At 62.4% G+C, this 15,386-nt stretch carries 15 protein-coding genes; 6 read left to right on the top strand and 9 right to left on the bottom strand.

What is annotated here, in order from left to right; all coding sequences use genetic code 11:
- Nucleotides 1–9: 9 nt before the first annotated feature.
- The gene (locus tag IC609_RS02990; RefSeq protein WP_191817956.1) at nucleotides 10–474 is read right to left on the bottom strand and encodes a tripartite tricarboxylate transporter TctB family protein; all 465 of its coding nucleotides are present in this window, start codon (nucleotides 472–474) and stop codon (nucleotides 10–12) included.
- Nucleotides 471–1,445 (bottom strand): Bug family tripartite tricarboxylate transporter substrate binding protein, encoded by a 975-nt coding sequence (locus IC609_RS02985; protein ID WP_191817955.1) that lies wholly within the window; start codon nucleotides 1,443–1,445, stop codon nucleotides 471–473. The genes IC609_RS02990 and IC609_RS02985 overlap by 4 nt, the downstream gene beginning before the upstream one ends.
- A gap of 148 nt (nucleotides 1,446–1,593) precedes the next feature.
- On the opposite strand from IC609_RS02985, the gene IC609_RS02980 reads away from it, so the two are divergent.
- Together IC609_RS02980 and IC609_RS02975 are read left to right on the top strand one after the other, a co-directional pair.
- Entirely contained in the window at nucleotides 1,594–2,277 is a 684-nt protein-coding gene (locus IC609_RS02980) for a response regulator transcription factor (RefSeq protein WP_333473623.1), read from the top strand.
- A gap of 31 nt (nucleotides 2,278–2,308) precedes the next feature.
- Nucleotides 2,309–3,688, top strand: coding sequence for a sensor histidine kinase (locus IC609_RS02975; RefSeq protein ID WP_191817953.1), 1,380 nt, complete (start codon nucleotides 2,309–2,311; stop codon nucleotides 3,686–3,688).
- Between the two features lie 4 nt (nucleotides 3,689–3,692).
- Here the strand turns inward: IC609_RS02975 and IC609_RS02970 are convergent, their stop codons facing one another.
- Together IC609_RS02970 and zwf are read right to left on the bottom strand one after the other, a co-directional pair.
- Nucleotides 3,693–4,538, bottom strand: a complete 846-nt coding sequence (locus IC609_RS02970) for a MurR/RpiR family transcriptional regulator (protein WP_191817952.1) — start codon at nucleotides 4,536–4,538, stop codon at nucleotides 3,693–3,695.
- A gap of 38 nt (nucleotides 4,539–4,576) precedes the next feature.
- On the bottom strand, nucleotides 4,577–6,040 hold the full coding sequence (gene zwf / locus IC609_RS02965) for a glucose-6-phosphate dehydrogenase (RefSeq protein WP_191817951.1): 1,464 nt from the start codon (nucleotides 6,038–6,040) through the stop codon (nucleotides 4,577–4,579).
- A 96-nt stretch (nucleotides 6,041–6,136) separates the two neighbouring features.
- On the opposite strand from zwf, the gene tal reads away from it, so the two are divergent.
- Together tal and pgi are read left to right on the top strand one after the other, a co-directional pair.
- Nucleotides 6,137–7,084, top strand: a complete 948-nt coding sequence (gene tal / locus IC609_RS02960) for a transaldolase (RefSeq protein WP_191817950.1) — start codon at nucleotides 6,137–6,139, stop codon at nucleotides 7,082–7,084.
- A gap of 1 nt (nucleotide 7,085) precedes the next feature.
- Complete coding sequence (gene pgi, locus IC609_RS02955; RefSeq protein ID WP_191817949.1) at nucleotides 7,086–8,618, top strand: glucose-6-phosphate isomerase; 1,533 nt, start codon at nucleotides 7,086–7,088, stop codon at nucleotides 8,616–8,618.
- Between the two features lie 88 nt (nucleotides 8,619–8,706).
- Here pgi and IC609_RS02950 read toward each other — a convergent pair whose 3' ends face one another.
- The 4 genes from IC609_RS02950 to IC609_RS02935 form a co-directional block, all read right to left on the bottom strand.
- Entirely contained in the window at nucleotides 8,707–9,684 is a 978-nt protein-coding gene (locus IC609_RS02950; RefSeq protein WP_191817948.1) for a cupredoxin family protein, read from the bottom strand.
- 102 nt (nucleotides 9,685–9,786) lie between these two features.
- Nucleotides 9,787–11,433: a chaperonin GroEL gene (gene groL / locus IC609_RS02945; protein ID WP_191817947.1), complete on the bottom strand. Its 1,647-nt coding sequence runs from the start codon at nucleotides 11,431–11,433 to the stop codon at nucleotides 9,787–9,789.
- Between the two features lie 80 nt (nucleotides 11,434–11,513).
- The gene (gene groES / locus IC609_RS02940; protein ID WP_191817946.1) at nucleotides 11,514–11,801 is read right to left on the bottom strand and encodes a co-chaperone GroES; all 288 of its coding nucleotides are present in this window, start codon (nucleotides 11,799–11,801) and stop codon (nucleotides 11,514–11,516) included.
- A gap of 147 nt (nucleotides 11,802–11,948) precedes the next feature.
- On the bottom strand, nucleotides 11,949–12,563 hold the full coding sequence (locus IC609_RS02935; RefSeq protein ID WP_191817945.1) for an excisionase family DNA-binding protein: 615 nt from the start codon (nucleotides 12,561–12,563) through the stop codon (nucleotides 11,949–11,951).
- A gap of 174 nt (nucleotides 12,564–12,737) precedes the next feature.
- On the opposite strand from IC609_RS02935, the gene IC609_RS02930 reads away from it, so the two are divergent.
- Nucleotides 12,738–13,565: a lysophospholipid acyltransferase family protein gene (locus IC609_RS02930; protein ID WP_191817944.1), complete on the top strand. Its 828-nt coding sequence runs from the start codon at nucleotides 12,738–12,740 to the stop codon at nucleotides 13,563–13,565.
- A complete protein-coding gene (locus IC609_RS02925; protein ID WP_408610991.1) occupies nucleotides 13,534–14,445 on the top strand; it encodes a lysophospholipid acyltransferase family protein in 912 nt (303 codons plus the stop codon). The genes IC609_RS02930 and IC609_RS02925 overlap by 32 nt, the downstream gene beginning before the upstream one ends.
- Here IC609_RS02925 and IC609_RS02920 read toward each other — a convergent pair.
- Nucleotides 14,439–15,377, bottom strand: coding sequence for an alpha/beta fold hydrolase (locus IC609_RS02920; RefSeq protein WP_225223967.1), 939 nt, complete (start codon nucleotides 15,375–15,377; stop codon nucleotides 14,439–14,441). The genes IC609_RS02925 and IC609_RS02920 overlap by 7 nt on opposite strands.
- Nucleotides 15,378–15,386: the final 9 nt, after the last annotated feature.

Here is a 15,386-nt window from a genome sequence, read left to right as displayed (position 1 = left end):
ACTCCGGAATCAGAAGAGCCAGGGCAGCGCCGGGCCCAGGCCCACGCCCAGCACCACGGCAAACAGCAGCCAGAAGGTGGTGGCGATGGCGGTGCAGATGAGCAGCGATTTGAGGCCGAATGGCGCGTCAAAAGAGCGGGCCACGCCCATGCCGCACAGTGTGCCGGGGATGATGAAGCCCAGTGGGCCAATCAGTGCAATGAAGGCCAGACCACCGCCCAGCAAGCTCAGCAGTCGGGTGCTGGCGCCTGGCAGGGGGCTTTGGTCTTCGGCATGGCTTTCATCCACCTGGCGTCCGCGAGCAGCGCTCACGCCGTACAGGACGGTCAAGACCAGCAAGCCGGCCACCACCACGCCAGGCACCAGGGTGGGTCCCACGGTCATCTGCATGAGTGACTCGGGAATCAGCGTGACTTGCCAGGCACCCACGGCGCCCAGGACGGCCAGCACGACCGCAACGTGCAGCGGCCTCATGCCAAGCCCAACTCTTTCATGAGGACTTCTTTATCGGCAATGTCTTTGGCCAGATCGCGTTCAAATGGTTTTTCGGTCATGAAGGCGTCGGTCCACTTGCGGGTCTCCAATTCCTGGTGCCAGGGGGCCGAGGCGTTCACCTTGGTGATGAAGTCGATCATGGCTTCACGCTGTGCGGTGGTGATGCCGGGCGGCGCAAAAACGCCGCGCCAGTTCGACTCGGTGACGTTCACGCCCAGCTCGGTCAGTGTGGGCACATTCACGCCTGGAATGCGGCGCTTGCCCGAGACGGCCAAGGGGATCATGCGACCGGCCTTGATTTGTTCTTCAAATTCGGACCAGCCCGAGATGCCTGCGCTCACCTGCCCGCCCAAAATGGCCGCGTTGGCAGGGCCGCCGCCAGCAAAAGCCACATAGGCGGCTTCGCGGGGGTTTTTACCCAGGGCTTTGATCAGCATGCCCAGAATCAGGTGGTCGGTGCCGCCAGCGCTTCCACCTGCGACCGAGACGGCCTTGGGGTTGGCTTTGATGGCCGCTTCGAGCTCTTTCCAGGTCTTGATCTTGCCGCTGGCAGGCACCACGATCACGCCGGCTTCTTCGGTCAGGCGAGCGATGGGGGTCACATCCTTGATGGTGATGGGGCTCTTGTTGGCGATGCCGGCCCCGATCATGACCGAGCCGCCGATCATGAGCGTGTTGCCCTGGCCCTTGCGCTGGTTCACGAAGCGGGGCAGACCGACCATGCCACCGGCACCACCGACGTTTTCAAATTGCATGTTGCCGACCAGGCCCGCGGCTTTGGCAGCGCGCTCAATGGCGCGTGCGGTGCCGTCCCAGCCGCCACCGGGGGCGGCTGGCACAAACATGTTGATGCTGGCCACCAGCGGTTTGGATTGGGCCCATGCGGGCAGCGCCACGGAGGCGCCAGCGGCGGCACCCCAAGTCAGGAAATCACGTTTGGACAAAGTCATGGAAGGCTCCTGTGTGAAAATGAAAAAACCATAGGGGATGGATGATCCACCCCCATATAGCGCCCATTGTGGGCGTTGGCGCTGCGCGAATCTGTCAAACACCTGTCAAACCAGTTCAGTGAATACCCTAAAGCCTCGCATCCTTCTGGTGGAAGATACGCCTGACATTGCGTTGTGGCTGGGCACCGCCTTGCGCCAGGCAGGCATGGAGGTCCGTTTTGCCACCGATGGCGTGCAAGCGGATGCGGCCTTGCAGGCGGGTCACGGCCTGGATGCTGTGCTGCTGGATCTGCAGCTGCCGGGCCAGGATGGCCTGAGCGTTTTGCAGGCTTTGCGCGCCCGTGGTGATGCTGTGCCGGTGCTGATCCTCACGGCGCGGGCCAGTGTGCCCGACCGGGTACTGGGGCTCAACATGGGGGCGGATGATTACTTGCCCAAACCGTTTGACCTGAGCGAGCTGGAGGCCCGCTTGCAGGCCTTGCTGCGCAGGCCTGGGCGCACCAAATCCCTGGCCTTGCGCCTGGGGCCGCTCGAAATGGACCGGGAAACCGGCGTGGTGCAACTGCTCGGGCAGGTGCTGTCACTGACCCGCCGCGAGGTGTCGGCCCTGCGGGTCTTGCTGGAGTCGCCGCATCGCCCCGTCAGCAAGGAGCATTTGCATGAACAGGTCTTTGCGGATGAGGCCACAGGCCTGGATGCGGTGGAGGTGCTGATTTACCGCTTGCGCAAAAAGCTGGAGGCCATCCCTTCGGGTTCAGGCCCGGCGGTCTTGATCACCACGTTTCGGGGGTTGGGCTACATGCTGACCTGGCCTGGCGGGTCGGGTGCATGAGTGCCGTGCCATGTTGATATGGATCCGAGACATGCTGACCCGATCCCTGCGCAGAAGACTGCTCAGCTGGATCTTGTTGCCACTGCTGGGCTTGATGGCGATCAATGCTTATGTGTCCTACGGCAATGCCGTGCATGGGGCCAATGAAGCCTATGACCGTTCGCTGTACCTGGCGGCCCGCACGCTGGCCGAAGAGCTGGAAATCAAGGATGGCCATCTGCAGCTCGATGTGATGGGCGCGGCAGGCTATCTTTTTGAGAATCACACGGGTTCGCGTCTCTTTTATAAAGTGACCACACCTCAGGGGCAGTGGCTTGCGGGAGACGCCAGCTTGCCCGATGTGCCGGCGCGCGCGGCCTCGGCTGTCAAATATTTCGCTTTGGTTCAATTTGACGATGCGCTGTATGCGGGGCAGTCGGTGCGTTTGGCACAGCTCACGCATGTGATGGAAGAGGCGGGTCTCCCCCATCCCCTGGTCAAGATCACGGTGGCTGAAACCATGGAAGTGCGCCAGCAGTTGATCGAGCACATTTTGCGGGACACCTTGAGCAGCCAAGGCGTGTTGTTGTTGGCGGCAGCCCTGTTGGTGGTGTGGGGGGTACAGCGGGGCATTCGTCCGCTGGAGTCTTTCAGGCAGCAATTGGCCGACAAGGCGGTGGACGACTTTTCGCCGATCCATTCATCCGAGGTGCCGCGTGAATTGCGTCCCTTGATGGAGACGCTCAACAGCTACCTTGAGCGCCTGGGACGCCTGATCGACATCCGCAAGCGTTTTCTGGACAATGCCGCGCACCAGTTGCGCACACCCTTGACGGTGCTCAAAACGCAGCTGGCGTTGGCCCAGCGCAATGCCGAGCCGAGTCAGCTGCAACATGTGCTGCGCGCCGCAGGTCAAACCACCGATGATGCAGTGCGACTGACGGAGCAACTGTTGGCCATGACCCGTGTGGAGCATGCACGTGAAATGCACAGCCCGGAGGTAGTGGACCTGGTGGATTTGGCGCGCCAAGTGACTCGGGCGCATTCGCTGCGCGCGCACCAGGAAGGTGACGACTTGGGGCTCGAAGTGCAGGCGCCGGATGTCCAGGTGCAGGGGGTGGCCTTGCTGTTGCAGGAAGCGTTGAGCAACCTGATCGACAATGCGATCCACCACTGTCCAGTTGGTGCGCGCATCACCGTGCGTGTGGGGAAAACCTGGCTGGAGGTTCAAGACGATGGCCTGGGCATTTCTTCAGTGGACCAGCCGCATGTCTTTGAGCGCTTTTACCGCGCCGCCCCTTCGGGCGTGCCGGGCAGTGGTCTGGGGCTGGCCATTGTCAAGGAGATCGCCAGCCAGCATGGCGCACAGGTCAGCGTGCACAGCCCGGTGCTTGATGGCCGTGGCACCTTGATCCGCATCCACTGGCCCTGAGGACTCAGGTGTAGCGCTTGCTGCGCAAATTGTTTTTCATGTCGCGCAGGGTGGGCTGCAGTTCTTCGCCAATGCGCAGCGCCACGGTGGTGGCCAGGATGTCGATGATCAAGAGGTGCAGCAGGCGTGAGACCATGGGGCTGTACTTGTCGTAGCCCTCGGGGTGGTCGGCCGTGAGGTGGATGTGGCCTGCACTGGCCAGCGGCGAGCCGCTGGCGGTGATGACGATGGTGGTCGCGCCTTGTTTTTTGGCGATGTCGCAGGCGTCCATCAGGTCGCGGGTCCTGCCCGAGTTGGAGATGATCACCGCGCAGTCGCCAGGGCGCAGCATCGATGCGCTCATGACCTGCATGTGACCGTCACTGTAGGCGATGGCGTTCACGCCCAGGCGGAAGAATTTGTGCTGCGCGTCTTGCGCCACGATGCCCGAGTTACCCACGCCATAGAACTCGATGCGGCGCCCGGTTTTCTGTGTCTCGGCCAGGGCCTGCGCCGCGTGCTCCAGCGCAAACGAACTGGCGTCGTTGCGGTACTTGAGAAAGGCCGCCACGGTGTTATCGATCACTTTGACAGCGATGTCGCTGGTCTTGTCGTCCACATCCACGCTGCGGTGGATGAAGGGCACGCCTTCGCTCACGCTGCCGGCGAGTTTGAGCTTGAAGTCCGACAGACCGTCGTAGCCCATGCTGCGACAAAAACGCACCACGGTGGGTTTGCTCACATGCGAACGGTCTGCCAGCTCGGTCACCGGCAGGTTGGCAAACGCACGGGGATCGGCCAGCACGAGTTTGCCCACCCTTTGTTCGGCAGGGGCCAGCGAGGGCAAGGAAGCCTTGATGCGTTCGAGCATGGTCTGTCTCCGGTCTGTGCGTTTGGGGAAAGTGTCGTTTAAATTTCTTCGGACCAGCAATGGCCATCGCGCGCGATCATGGCGCTCGAAGCACTGGGCCCCCAGGTGCCTGCCGCGTAAGGCCGTGGGCCGATGGTGTCGCTGGCCCAGTGCTGCAGGATGGGCTCCACCCAGCGCCAGGCTTCTTCTTGCTCATCGCTGCGGACGAACAGGTTCAGGCGACCGTCGAGCACGTCCAGCAGCAGGCGTTCATAAGCGCCCACGCGTTCGCTGCCAAAGCGTTTGTCAAAGTCCAGGTCCAGGTGCACCGGGCTCAGGGTCTGGCCATTGGCGCCCTGGCCGCGTTTGCTCTGGCCTTGGGCGAAGAGGTGCAGCTCCAGCCCGTCTTTGGGTTGCAGGTGGATGACCAGCTTGTTGACCTGGCCCACAGGGGTCTGGAAGATGTCGTGCGGTGTGGGGCGGAAGTTGATCTCGATGTGCGCCTCGCGTGAAGCCATGCGCTTGCCGGTTCGGATGTAGAACGGCACGCCCGCCCAGCGCCAGTTGGCGATTTCGGTGCGCAGGGCCACAAAGGTCTCGGTACTGCTGCTGGGGCTCACGCCAGGCTCTTCACGGTAGCCTGGCACGGCCTGGCCTTCGACATTGCCGGCGGCGTATTGACCGCGGATCACGTGCTGGCTCAGCGTCTCGGGGGTCCAGCGCTTCAAGGCGCGCAGCACCTTGAGTTTCTCGTCGCGGATCGCATCGGCGTGGGCGTTGATGGGCGGCTCCATCGCGATCGCGCACAGCAGTTGCAGCGCATGGTTTTGCACCATGTCGCGCAGTGCGCCCGTGCTTTCGTAAAAGCCACCACGCTTTTCCACGCCCAGTTCTTCGGCCATGGTGATCTGGATGTTGGCGATGTGCTCGCGGCGCCACAGGGGCTCGAACAGGGCGTTGCCAAAGCGCATGGCAAACAGGTTCTGCACCGCGGGCTTGCCCAGGTAGTGGTCGATGCGGAAGATTTGCTGCTCTTTGAAGACCTTGCCCACTGCCAAATTGATGGCCCGGTTGGACGCCAGGTCGTGGCCCAGCGGTTTTTCGAGCACGATGCGTGTTTTGGGCGTGTTCAGGCCGCTGGCCGCGAGCTGCTCGCAGACGGTGGTGAACAGGCTGGGCGCGGTGGACAGGTACATCACCACATGGTCGGTTTCCCGCTCGGCCAAACGGGAAGCTAGCGCGGCGTAGGCTTCGGGCTTGGACAGGTCCATGCGCACGTAGCACAGCAGACTGGCAAAGCGGGCGAATTCTTCGCTGTTGGGGCGCTTGTCACCCTCGACTTGTTCAAAGCGGGACTGGATCTGTTGGCGGTATTGTTCGTCGCTCAGGTCGTCGCGGCCCACGCCGATGATGCGGCCGCCCTCGGGCAAGGTGCCGTGGCGGTAGGCCTGGAACAGGGCGGGCATGAGTTTGCGCCACACGAGGTCACCGGTGCCGCCGAAGAAAACGAGATCAAAAGCCATGGTTAATCGATTTCGGTTATCGAGTTACAGGAAAAATTTGTTTGTAATGTAACTTTGTTTCACGGATAATTCAACAGGATTTTCAAAAAAACCGCCATGAACCAACTCGAAGCCCTCAAAAAATTCACCACCGTGGTCGCCGACACCGGTGATTTCAAGCAACTGGCCCAGTTCCAGCCACAGGACGCGACGACCAATCCGTCATTGATCCTGAAGGCCGTGCAAAAGCCCGAATACGCGCCTTTGTTGGCCGAGACCGTGGCCGCCCACCGGGGTCAGCCACTGGACGTCGTCATGGACCACCTGTTGGTGCGTTTTGGCTGCGAGATCCTGCAAACCATTCCGGGTCGCGTGTCCACCGAAGTGGATGCCCGCCTGAGCTTTGACACCGCCGCCACCGTGGCGCGTGCGCGCCGCATCATGGCCTTGTACGAAGCGCAAGGCATCCCCCGTGAGCGTGTGTTGATCAAGATCGCTTCGACCTGGGAAGGCATCCAGGCCGCTGCCGAACTGGAGCGCGAAGGCATCCGCTGCAATCTGACGCTGTTGTTCGCGTTTTGCCAGGCAGTGGCGTGCGGTCAGGCCAAGGTGCAGCTGATCTCGCCCTTTGTGGGCCGCATCTACGACTGGTACAAAAAGACGGCTGGCGCGGCCTGGGACGAAGCCGCCAAGGCCGGGCCCAACGACCCCGGTGTGCAGTCGGTGCGCGCCATCTTCAACCACTACAAAAAGCACGGCATCGCCACCGAAGTCATGGGCGCGTCGTTCCGCAACATCGGCCAGATCACGGCGCTGGCCGGTTGCGACCTGCTGACCATCAGCCCCGAGCTGCTGGCCCAGCTGGCGGCCAGCGAGGCCCCGCTCACCCAGGCGCTGGACGCGTCTGCAGCCCAAGCCATGGACTTGCCCGCTGTGCAGTACGACGAAGCCTCTTTCCGCCTGGCGCTCAACGAGGACGCCATGGCCACCGAGAAGCTGGCCGAAGGCATTCGCGCTTTCTGCACCGATGCCGTCAAACTCGAAGACCTGATGAAGAAAGCCTGAGATGCGTTGTGACCAGACCGCTGCTTGGCAGAGCCTGCAGCAACATGCCGAGGCGTTTGCCGGTTTCGATTTGCGCACTGCTTTTGCGCAAGATGCTGCGCGTGCGCATGCCCTGAGCCAGACCGCGCCCCATGTGTTTGCCGATCTGTCGAAAAACCATGTAGACGCCGCTACCGAAGCGCTGTTGCAAGAACTGGCCCGCCAGACGGGGTTGGCGGCACACCGAGATGCGATGTTCCGTGGCGAGCACATCAATGCCACCGAAGACCGCGCTGTGATGCATTGGCTGCTGCGCCAGCCGGAAGGCTCCTTGTCCGGTGAACTGGCCGCGCCCTTGAAGCTGGTGCACGACACCCTCCAACCCATGCTGGCTTACGCCGAACAGGTGAGAGCCGATGCGCAGATCACCGACGTGGTGAACATCGGCATCGGTGGCTCGGACCTCGGCCCGCAGATGGCAGTGCTGGCCCTGCAAGACTTCGTGATCCCGGGCAAACGCTTCCATTTCGTGTCGAATGTGGACGGCCATGAACTGGCGTCAGTGCTCAAGGGGCTGAAGGCCGAGAACACCTTGTTCCTGATCGCCTCCAAAACCTTCACCACCATCGAGACCATGACCAACGCCCGCTCGGCGCTGGCCTGGTTCCAGGCCCAGGGTGGCCGCGATGTGGCGAGACACTTCGCAGCGCTCACCACCAACGTGGCGGCAGCCGCCGAGATGGGCATCACCACCACATTCGGCTTTTGGGACTGGGTGGGCGGACGCTATTCCATGTGGTCGGCCATTGGTTTGCCCGTGGCCATCGCCATCGGGTCGCAGGGCTTCAGGGATTTGCTGGCCGGAGCGCACGAGATGGACCAGCACTTCCAGACCGCGCCGCTCGAAGCCAACCTGCCGGTGCGCCTGGGTTTGCTTGATGTCTGGTACCGCAACTTTTTGAACTACACCAGCCGCTCGATTGCGCCTTACCACAGCGCCTTGCGCCGGGTGCCAGCGTATTTGCAGCAGCTGGAGATGGAGAGCAACGGCAAGCGCGTGGACCGCAACGGCCAGGCATTGCCCTATGGCACTTCACCCGTGCTGTGGGGCGAGCCCGGCACCAATGGCCAGCACGCTTACTTCCAGATGCTGCACCAGGGCACCGACGTGGTGCCGCTGGAATTCATTGCTGTCAAAAAGCCCACGCACAGCCTGAAAGACCACCATGAGCTGCTGCTGGCCAATGTGATCGCGCAGGCACAGGCGCTGATGCTGGGCAAAGCCGACGAAGGCGGGCACAAACACTTCACCGGCAACCGGCCCAGCACCTTCTTGCTGCTCGATGAACTCACGCCTGCCAGCTTGGGGGCCTTGATCGCGCTGCAGGAACACCGGGTGTTCGTGAGCGGCTCGGTCTGGGGCATCAACAGCTTTGACCAGTGGGGTGTGGAGCTGGGCAAGGTGCTGGCGAAAGACATCCATGCGCGCATCGTCTCGGGCGATGCCAGTGGCCTGGACGCGTCCACGGCGGCTTTGTTACAGCGCGTGCGCTGACACGCTGTACGGCGCTCGAGCCATCGCCCCGAGGGCGGGGCTCCCACAGGCCTGCAGGAGCGGCGCCCTCGCTGCGATGGCCGTCCACTCAGTGCTTGTGTGTGCTGTGGTCGTGTGCGGCTGCCTTGGGCGCAGCTTGCGCAGACACCGCTTCTGACACCTGGACGGTGCCGCGCATGCCCGCTTCGTAGTGGCCAGGAATCAGGCAGGCCATTTGCAGCGTGGTGGCCTGGTCAAACTTGACCACCAGCTCGCCTGTCTGACCGGCTGCCAGTGTGATGGCTGCGCCCGTGCCGTGGCTGTGGCCGTCACCATGGCCTGCGCCCTGCTGCATGGCTTGAGCATGTTCGCGGATGTCGGCGTCTGAGCCCAACACCATTTCGTGGGCGGTCTTGCCTGCGTTGCGCACCACAAAGCGGATGGTTTCGCCTTCGCGCACATCCACCTTGGAGGGCGTGAAGCGCATCTGGTCGTCCATCCTGATCTCGACGCTGCGGGTGATCAGCATGGCTGCAGGCGCTTGGGCTGTCGCATGGTCAGCATGGGCACCCTCGGCATGGCTGTGTTCTGCTTTGGTGCTGGCGTCATGTGAATGGCCTGTGTCGGCCCATTCAGGGTGCTGCGCCAGCCATTGCCAGACACCATAACTGCCACCTGCCACCAGCGCACCCACCAGGACCACATACACCGTGGTGCTGCGTTGCCAGGCGTGTGAGGTGCTCCATGCCAAAGCGAGTACGGAAATGAAAAAACCCAGAGGCACCACCCAGGCGCTGCGCGCCGGTGAATCCGGAAAATGCTGCAAGCCGCCGGTGAAAAAGCCCAGACCGATCGACAGCAGGGCGCCAAGCACCAAGGTTGGGAGCAGGCCTGTTTGTGGGGTGTCTGTCGTTTGGTCCCTGAGACTGTGCTCCATCCACGCACCCAGCACGAACAGCACCATGCCGATGGCGGCGGTCCACAGCGAGCGCTCGCCGCTGAAAAAGCCGTGGTTCACAGCACCCGAGATGAAGCTAATGCCCGCGTACTTGAGGAGCATCGCGCCGTGGTATTGCTGAAAATTCATGTGCGTATCCGTCCAGACAGAAAAAAACCCTGCAGATTTGCACCTGCAGGGTTGATTGTGGCACCGGGGTCAAGCCGAGGCTTGACCGAGGTCATTGACGCATTACATGCCCATGCCGCCCATACCACCCATGCCGCCCATGTCAGGCATGCCACCGGCTGGGGCATCGTCCTTGGGGGCTTCGGAGACCATGCACTCGGTGGTCAGCATCAAAGAGGCCACAGACGCTGCGTTTTGCAACGCAGTGCGTGTCACTTTGGTGGGGTCCAGGATACCCATTTCGATCATGTCGCCATAGGTGTCGTTGGCGGCGTTGAAGCCGTAGTTGCCTTTGCCACCCAGCACGGCGTTCACGACGACCGAGGGCTCGCCACCGGCGTTGTACACGATCTCGCGCAGGGGCGCTTCGATGGCCTTGAGCACCAGCTTGATGCCAGCGTCTTGGTCAGCGTTGTCGCCTTTGATGGCGCCAGCAGTCTGGCGTGCACGCAGCAGAGCCACACCGCCGCCAGCCACGATGCCTTCTTCCACCGCAGCGCGGGTGGCGTGCAAGGCGTCTTCCACGCGGGCTTTCTTTTCCTTCATTTCGACTTCGGTGGCAGCGCCGACCTTGATCACGGCCACACCGCCAGCCAACTTGGCCACGCGCTCTTGCAGCTTCTCGCGGTCGTAGTCAGACGTGGCTTCTTCGATCTGCACGCGGATTTGTTTGACGCGAGCTTCGATGTCACCAGCGGCACCAGCGCCGTCGATGATGATGGTGTTTTCCTTGCCCACTTCGATGCGCTTGGCTTGGCCCAGATCTGCCAAAGTCACTTTTTCGAGGGTCAGGCCGACTTCTTCAGCGATCACTTTGCCGCCGGTCAGGATGGCGATGTCTTCCAGCATGGCCTTGCGACGGTCACCGAAGCCAGGGGCTTTCACGGCGACAACCTTCAAGATGCCACGGATGGTGTTGACCACCAAAGTGGCCAGGGCTTCGCCGTCGACTTCTTCGGCAATGATCAGCAGGGGACGACCGGCTTTGGCCACGGCTTCCAGCGTAGGCAGCAGGTCGCGGATGTTGCTGATCTTTTTGTCGAACAACAGCACGAAGGGGTTGTCCAGCAAGGCGGCTTGCTTTTCGGGGTTGTTGATGAAGTAGGGCGACAGGTAGCCGCGGTCGAACTGCATGCCTTCCACGACGTCGAGTTCGTTTTGCAGGCTCTTGCCGTCTTCCACGGTGATCACGCCTTCTTTGCCCACTTTGTCCATGGCGTTGGCGATGATGTCGCCGATGCTGGAATCAGAGTTGGCAGAAATCGAGCCGACCTGGGCGATTTCTTTGGAAGTGGTGGTGGGCTTGGATGCTTTCTTCAGCTCTTCGATCAGGGCTGCCACAGCCTTGTCGATGCCGCGCTTGAGGTCCATGGGGTTCATGCCAGCAGCCACATACTTCATGCCTTCGCGCACGATGGCTTGGGCCAGCACGGTGGCGGTGGTGGTGCCGTCGCCAGCGTTGTCAGAAGTCTTGGAAGCGACTTCCTTGACCATCTGTGCGCCCATGTTCTGCAGTTTGTCTTTGAGTTCGATTTCCTTGGCCACGGACACGCCGTCCTTGGTCACGGTGGGGGCGCCAAATGAGCGCTCCAGCACCACGTTGCGGCCTTTGGGGCCCAGAGTCACTTTGACCGCGTTGGCCAGAATGTTCACGCCTTCAACCATGCGTGCGCGGGCTTCGCCGCCGAAAATCACGTCTTTTGCTGCCATTTTTAAGCTCCTAAATTTGATTAATCAGTTGAGGACAGAGCGACTGGGCGCTTCGCGCGTCGGTCGGTCTGTCCCGCAAATCACTCGACTACCGCGAACAGGTCTTCTTCTTTCATGACCAGCAGCTCGTCGCCATTGACCTTGACGGTCTGGCCGCTGTACTTGCCGAACAACACGCGGTCGCCGACTTTCACGCTCAGGGCTTTGGTCTCGCCTTTGTCGTTGGTCTTGCCAGGGCCGACGGCCAGGACTTCACCTTGATCGGGCTTTTCAGCAGCCGAGTCGGGAATCACGATGCCCGAGGCTGTTTTGGTTTCGCTTTCGATACGTTTGACGATCACGCGATCGCCCAAAGGACGCAGTTTCATGGAATCTCCTGGATATGAAACAAGGGTTGGTAAACGCAAGCACCAAATGTTGGTACTCATTAACTTTGTGGAGCATTGTTAGCACTCAACTCCATCGAGTGCTAATCATAAGGGCTTTTGCTTCCGTTTCAAGAGTTCAATTTGCCTTCAATGATGTGGCGTCTTCAAATTCCCTGTTTTGTCAGGCTTGGGGTGGTGCGTTGGCTGATGCGCACCTTGCAGGCTGGCTGTGCTGTGACCCAGCAGATAGCCTTGCACCAGATCGGCGCTGACATTGCCGGGGTAAAGCGTGGCTTGGCCTTGCAGGGCAGCCTGCAGGGGTTCAGGCAATTGGCCACTGTTATAGAGGATGCAGTGCGCATCGGTCCCCAGGCTGTCGGCCAGGTCCAGGTTGTGCCAAGGCAACCAGGGGATGCGGGCATCGATGAAGATCACGTGTATTTTGTGGTGCAGTCCCGTCAGTTCCAGCGGATTGGTGATCAGCTGAAGGCCTGCAATTTGCGCCAAGGCAGGTCCGTCGGGGGCCGGGGGCGCTGTGGCGGCAAGCACGTAGACCTGGGCGCTCGATTCGCTGACGCCAGTGGCACCACGGCAATAGTGGGTCAAAGATGAGGTGAGTATGCGTCGGTGCCCGCCTTGCGTGGTGTAAGCCTGTAAAACACCTGCTTCGACCATGCGCTGGATGGTCCCGACCGACAGGCCCAGGCGCTGTGCGGCCTGGGTGGTGCTGAGGTAGTTGGATGCAGTTTTATTGTTTTTCATGGGCAGGGGGTGGGGTTTGGCGTTTGCGATGGTTTTCTCGACAGCTCTTCGGGCCATGCTAGGCGGCACAACACCGGGGCCCAAGGCTGTGAAATGGGTAGGTCGACATGAAAAAACAGGTAAGCCGCCAAGCCGTTTGGCCAGCACCTTGGCGGTTCAGGGCAAAATCCCCCCATGCTTTCCTGGTTCCGATTTTTCAGCCATTGGCCTTTGTGGGCACTGCACCTGCTCGGGCACGCCGCAGGCTGGCTGGCCTGGCTGCTGTCGCCCACCTACCGCCGCCGCTTCATGGATAACGCCCACCAGGCCGGTTTGGGCTGGGGACGCGTGGTGGCGGCGATTGGCCATGCGGGGGCCATGTCGACCGAGTTGCCGCGTTTGTGGTTTGGTCAACCAGCCCCGGTGCTGTGGGCCGACGACCGCGCTGCAGTGCAGGCCTACGCCAGCGGGCAGGGTGTGCTGTTTTTGACGCCCCACCTGGGCTGCTTCGAGATCACTGCGCAGGCGCTGGCGGCCAGGTTTTCTGCTGAACACGGGCCGCTCACGGTGCTGTACCGTCCGGCACGGCGTGCCGATCTGGGCGAAGTCATGGCCTCGGCACGCAACCGCCCGGGGCTGGAGGCGGTGCCCACCAACCTGGCGGGTGTGCGCCAGATGATCAAGGCCCTGCGCGCCGGGCGTGCGGTGGGTCTGCTGCCCGACCAGGTGCCGCCCGAGGGCATGGGCCAGTGGGCCCCATTTTTTGGCAAACCCGCCTACACCATGACCCTGGCGGCCCGCCTGGCGCTGCAGACCGGGGCCCGCGTGGTGGTGATCTGGGGTGAGCGTTTGCCCTGGGGGCAGGGCTACCGCCTGCACACCCGCAGTCTGGGGCACGATTTGTCGCCGGATCTGGATGTGGCCGTGGTGCAGATCAACCAGGCCATGGAACGTGTGATCAGCCAGCAGCCCGGTCAGTACTTGTGGGGTTATGCCCGTTACAAACAACCGCGTTCCGAGTGAAGAGGTCTTGCCTGTGGCTCATGTGTTGATAGCGTTGATGCGGTTTTTCGCGGTCCTGCCTCTGCCCTGGGTGCGGGCGCTGGGCCAAGGTTTTGGCTGGTTGCTTTGGCACGCGGCGCGCTCGCGCCGTCACATCGTGCTGGTGAATCTGGGTCTGTGTTTTCCTGAACTCAGCGAGGCCGAGCGCCGTGCGCTGGCGTACCGCCATTTCGTGGCCTTTGGCCAGTCGGTGCTCGACCGTTCGTGGCTGTGGCATGCGCCGCTGGACGTGGTGCGCCAGCGCCTGCAATGGACGGGTGAGGTGGACGCCTTGACTGCCTCGGGGCCACTGGTGATGTTCGCGCCGCACTTTGTGGGCTTGGACGCCGGAGGCACCGCGGTCTCGCTCAAGATGCCCGTGCCCGTGGCTTTCATTTTCTCAGCGCAGTCCAACCGGGTGGTCGAAAAATGGGTCCGCGCCGGGCGCGAGCGGGGGGGCAATGCGCGCCCGCACTTCCGCCACGAGGGCATGCGCCAGATCCTGGCCGGTCTCAAGCGGGGCGAGCCTTTGCACCTGTCTCCGGACATGGATTTTGGGCGCAATGAATCGATTTTTGTGCCCTTCATGAAGGTGGGCCAAGCGGCGACTGTCACATCACTGTCCCGTCTGTCGCGGGTGGCCAATGCCCGTGTGGTGCCCGTGGTCACGCGCATGACGCCAGAGGGTTACAGCATCGAGGCGCATGCCCCGATCAGCGACTTTCCGAGCCGTGATCTGACGCAGGACACGGCCCGCATGAACCAGCTGCTCGAAGGCTACATCCGCACCATGCCCGAGCAGTACCACTGGGTGCACCGCCGCTTCAAGACCCGGCCCGAGGGCCAACCCGGCGTTTACTGAGGCTTGAGGAAGGCGCTGATCTCCGCGATCACGCGCTCGGGCTGCTCATGCACCACCCAGTGCGTGGCGCCGTCGATGTCCACCCGTTTCAGGTCAGGGATGTGTTGCTCCAGCCCCTCGGTCAGGCAGGGCAGCAGGGCGATGTCGTCCTGTGCCCACAGCACCAGGGTGGGCACCGTGATGTGCAGCATCTCGGGGGGCAGGCTGACGTCCAGGATCGAGCGGTCCTGCGCCGAGGGCGGACGCAGCGGCGAGGCCCGGTAGTAGTTGAGCCCGCCTTGCAGGCCCAGGCTCCAGACGGCACGGTAACGGTCTGCCATCTCGGGCGTGAGCCATACGCTGGCCTGGGTCGCGAGGTCGTGGCTGCCGTCCAGCGAGTCGTCATGGCCGCGCAAAAAGCCCAGCAAGCGTGCAAAACCGTTGGCCGACAGCTGGGCCGCCGCATCGGGCTGCACCAGAAAGTTCATGTAGGCGCTGGCCGCCTGCTGGGCCGGGTGGCTTTGCATGGCCCGGACAAAGGGCCCGGGGTGGGGCGAGTTGATCACCACCAGCTGGCGCAAGCGTGCGGGATGCTGGTTGGCCAGATTCCAGGCCAGCGCGCCGCCCCAGTCGTGGGCCACCAGCGCCGCCAGGGCCTGGTCTGCGCCGCACTGCGCATCGATCAGGGCCAGGATGTCCTGCACCAGAAACTTCGCCCGGTAGGCCTGCACCTCAGTGGGTGCGCTGGAATGCTCGTAGCCGCGCAGGTTGGGGGCCACGCAGCGGTAGCCGCCGTTTTCAGGGCGCGCGAAATGTTCGAGCAGGTCGTCCCAGACGAAAGCGGCTTCCGGAAAGCCATGCAGGAACATGAGCACCGGGCGCCCCCGGGCCCCGCTGGCGCGGCAGCTCAGGGTGATGCCATGGGGGAGGGCTTGCTGCCAGGTCTCGATCAAGGCGGGCCT

Origin of the sequence: Limnohabitans radicicola (assembly GCF_014837235.1) — a bacterium.
In the GTDB taxonomy this organism is placed as follows: domain Bacteria; phylum Pseudomonadota; class Gammaproteobacteria; order Burkholderiales; family Burkholderiaceae_C; genus Limnohabitans_A; species Limnohabitans_A radicicola.
The sequence above is the reverse complement of the archived record's forward strand: the minus strand, read 5'-3'. Positions and strand labels throughout refer to the sequence as shown.

What these genes read in the sequence shown, in the direction of transcription:
- pgi (WP_191817949.1), top strand. Translation starts at nt 7,086, where the DNA reads ATGCGTTGTGACCAGACCGCTGCTTGGCAGAGCCTGCAGCAACATGCC.
- IC609_RS02990 (WP_191817956.1), bottom strand. Translation starts at nt 474, where the DNA reads ATGAGGCCGCTGCACGTTGCGGTCGTGCTGGCCGTCCTGGGCGCCGTG.
- IC609_RS02935 (WP_191817945.1), bottom strand. Translation starts at nt 12,563, where the DNA reads ATGAAAAACAATAAAACTGCATCCAACTACCTCAGCACCACCCAGGCC.
- IC609_RS02970 (WP_191817952.1), bottom strand. Translation starts at nt 4,538, where the DNA reads ATGCTCGAACGCATCAAGGCTTCCTTGCCCTCGCTGGCCCCTGCCGAA.
- IC609_RS02925 (WP_408610991.1), top strand. Translation starts at nt 13,534, where the DNA reads ATGCCCGTTACAAACAACCGCGTTCCGAGTGAAGAGGTCTTGCCTGTG.
- tal (WP_191817950.1), top strand. Translation starts at nt 6,137, where the DNA reads ATGAACCAACTCGAAGCCCTCAAAAAATTCACCACCGTGGTCGCCGAC.
- IC609_RS02930 (WP_191817944.1), top strand. Translation starts at nt 12,738, where the DNA reads ATGCTTTCCTGGTTCCGATTTTTCAGCCATTGGCCTTTGTGGGCACTG.
- groES (WP_191817946.1), bottom strand. Translation starts at nt 11,801, where the DNA reads ATGAAACTGCGTCCTTTGGGCGATCGCGTGATCGTCAAACGTATCGAA.
- IC609_RS02975 (WP_191817953.1), top strand. Translation starts at nt 2,309, where the DNA reads ATGCTGACCCGATCCCTGCGCAGAAGACTGCTCAGCTGGATCTTGTTG.
- IC609_RS02950 (WP_191817948.1), bottom strand. Translation starts at nt 9,684, where the DNA reads ATGAATTTTCAGCAATACCACGGCGCGATGCTCCTCAAGTACGCGGGC.
- groL (WP_191817947.1), bottom strand. Translation starts at nt 11,433, where the DNA reads ATGGCAGCAAAAGACGTGATTTTCGGCGGCGAAGCCCGCGCACGCATG.
- IC609_RS02985 (WP_191817955.1), bottom strand. Translation starts at nt 1,445, where the DNA reads ATGACTTTGTCCAAACGTGATTTCCTGACTTGGGGTGCCGCCGCTGGC.
- zwf (WP_191817951.1), bottom strand. Translation starts at nt 6,040, where the DNA reads ATGGCTTTTGATCTCGTTTTCTTCGGCGGCACCGGTGACCTCGTGTGG.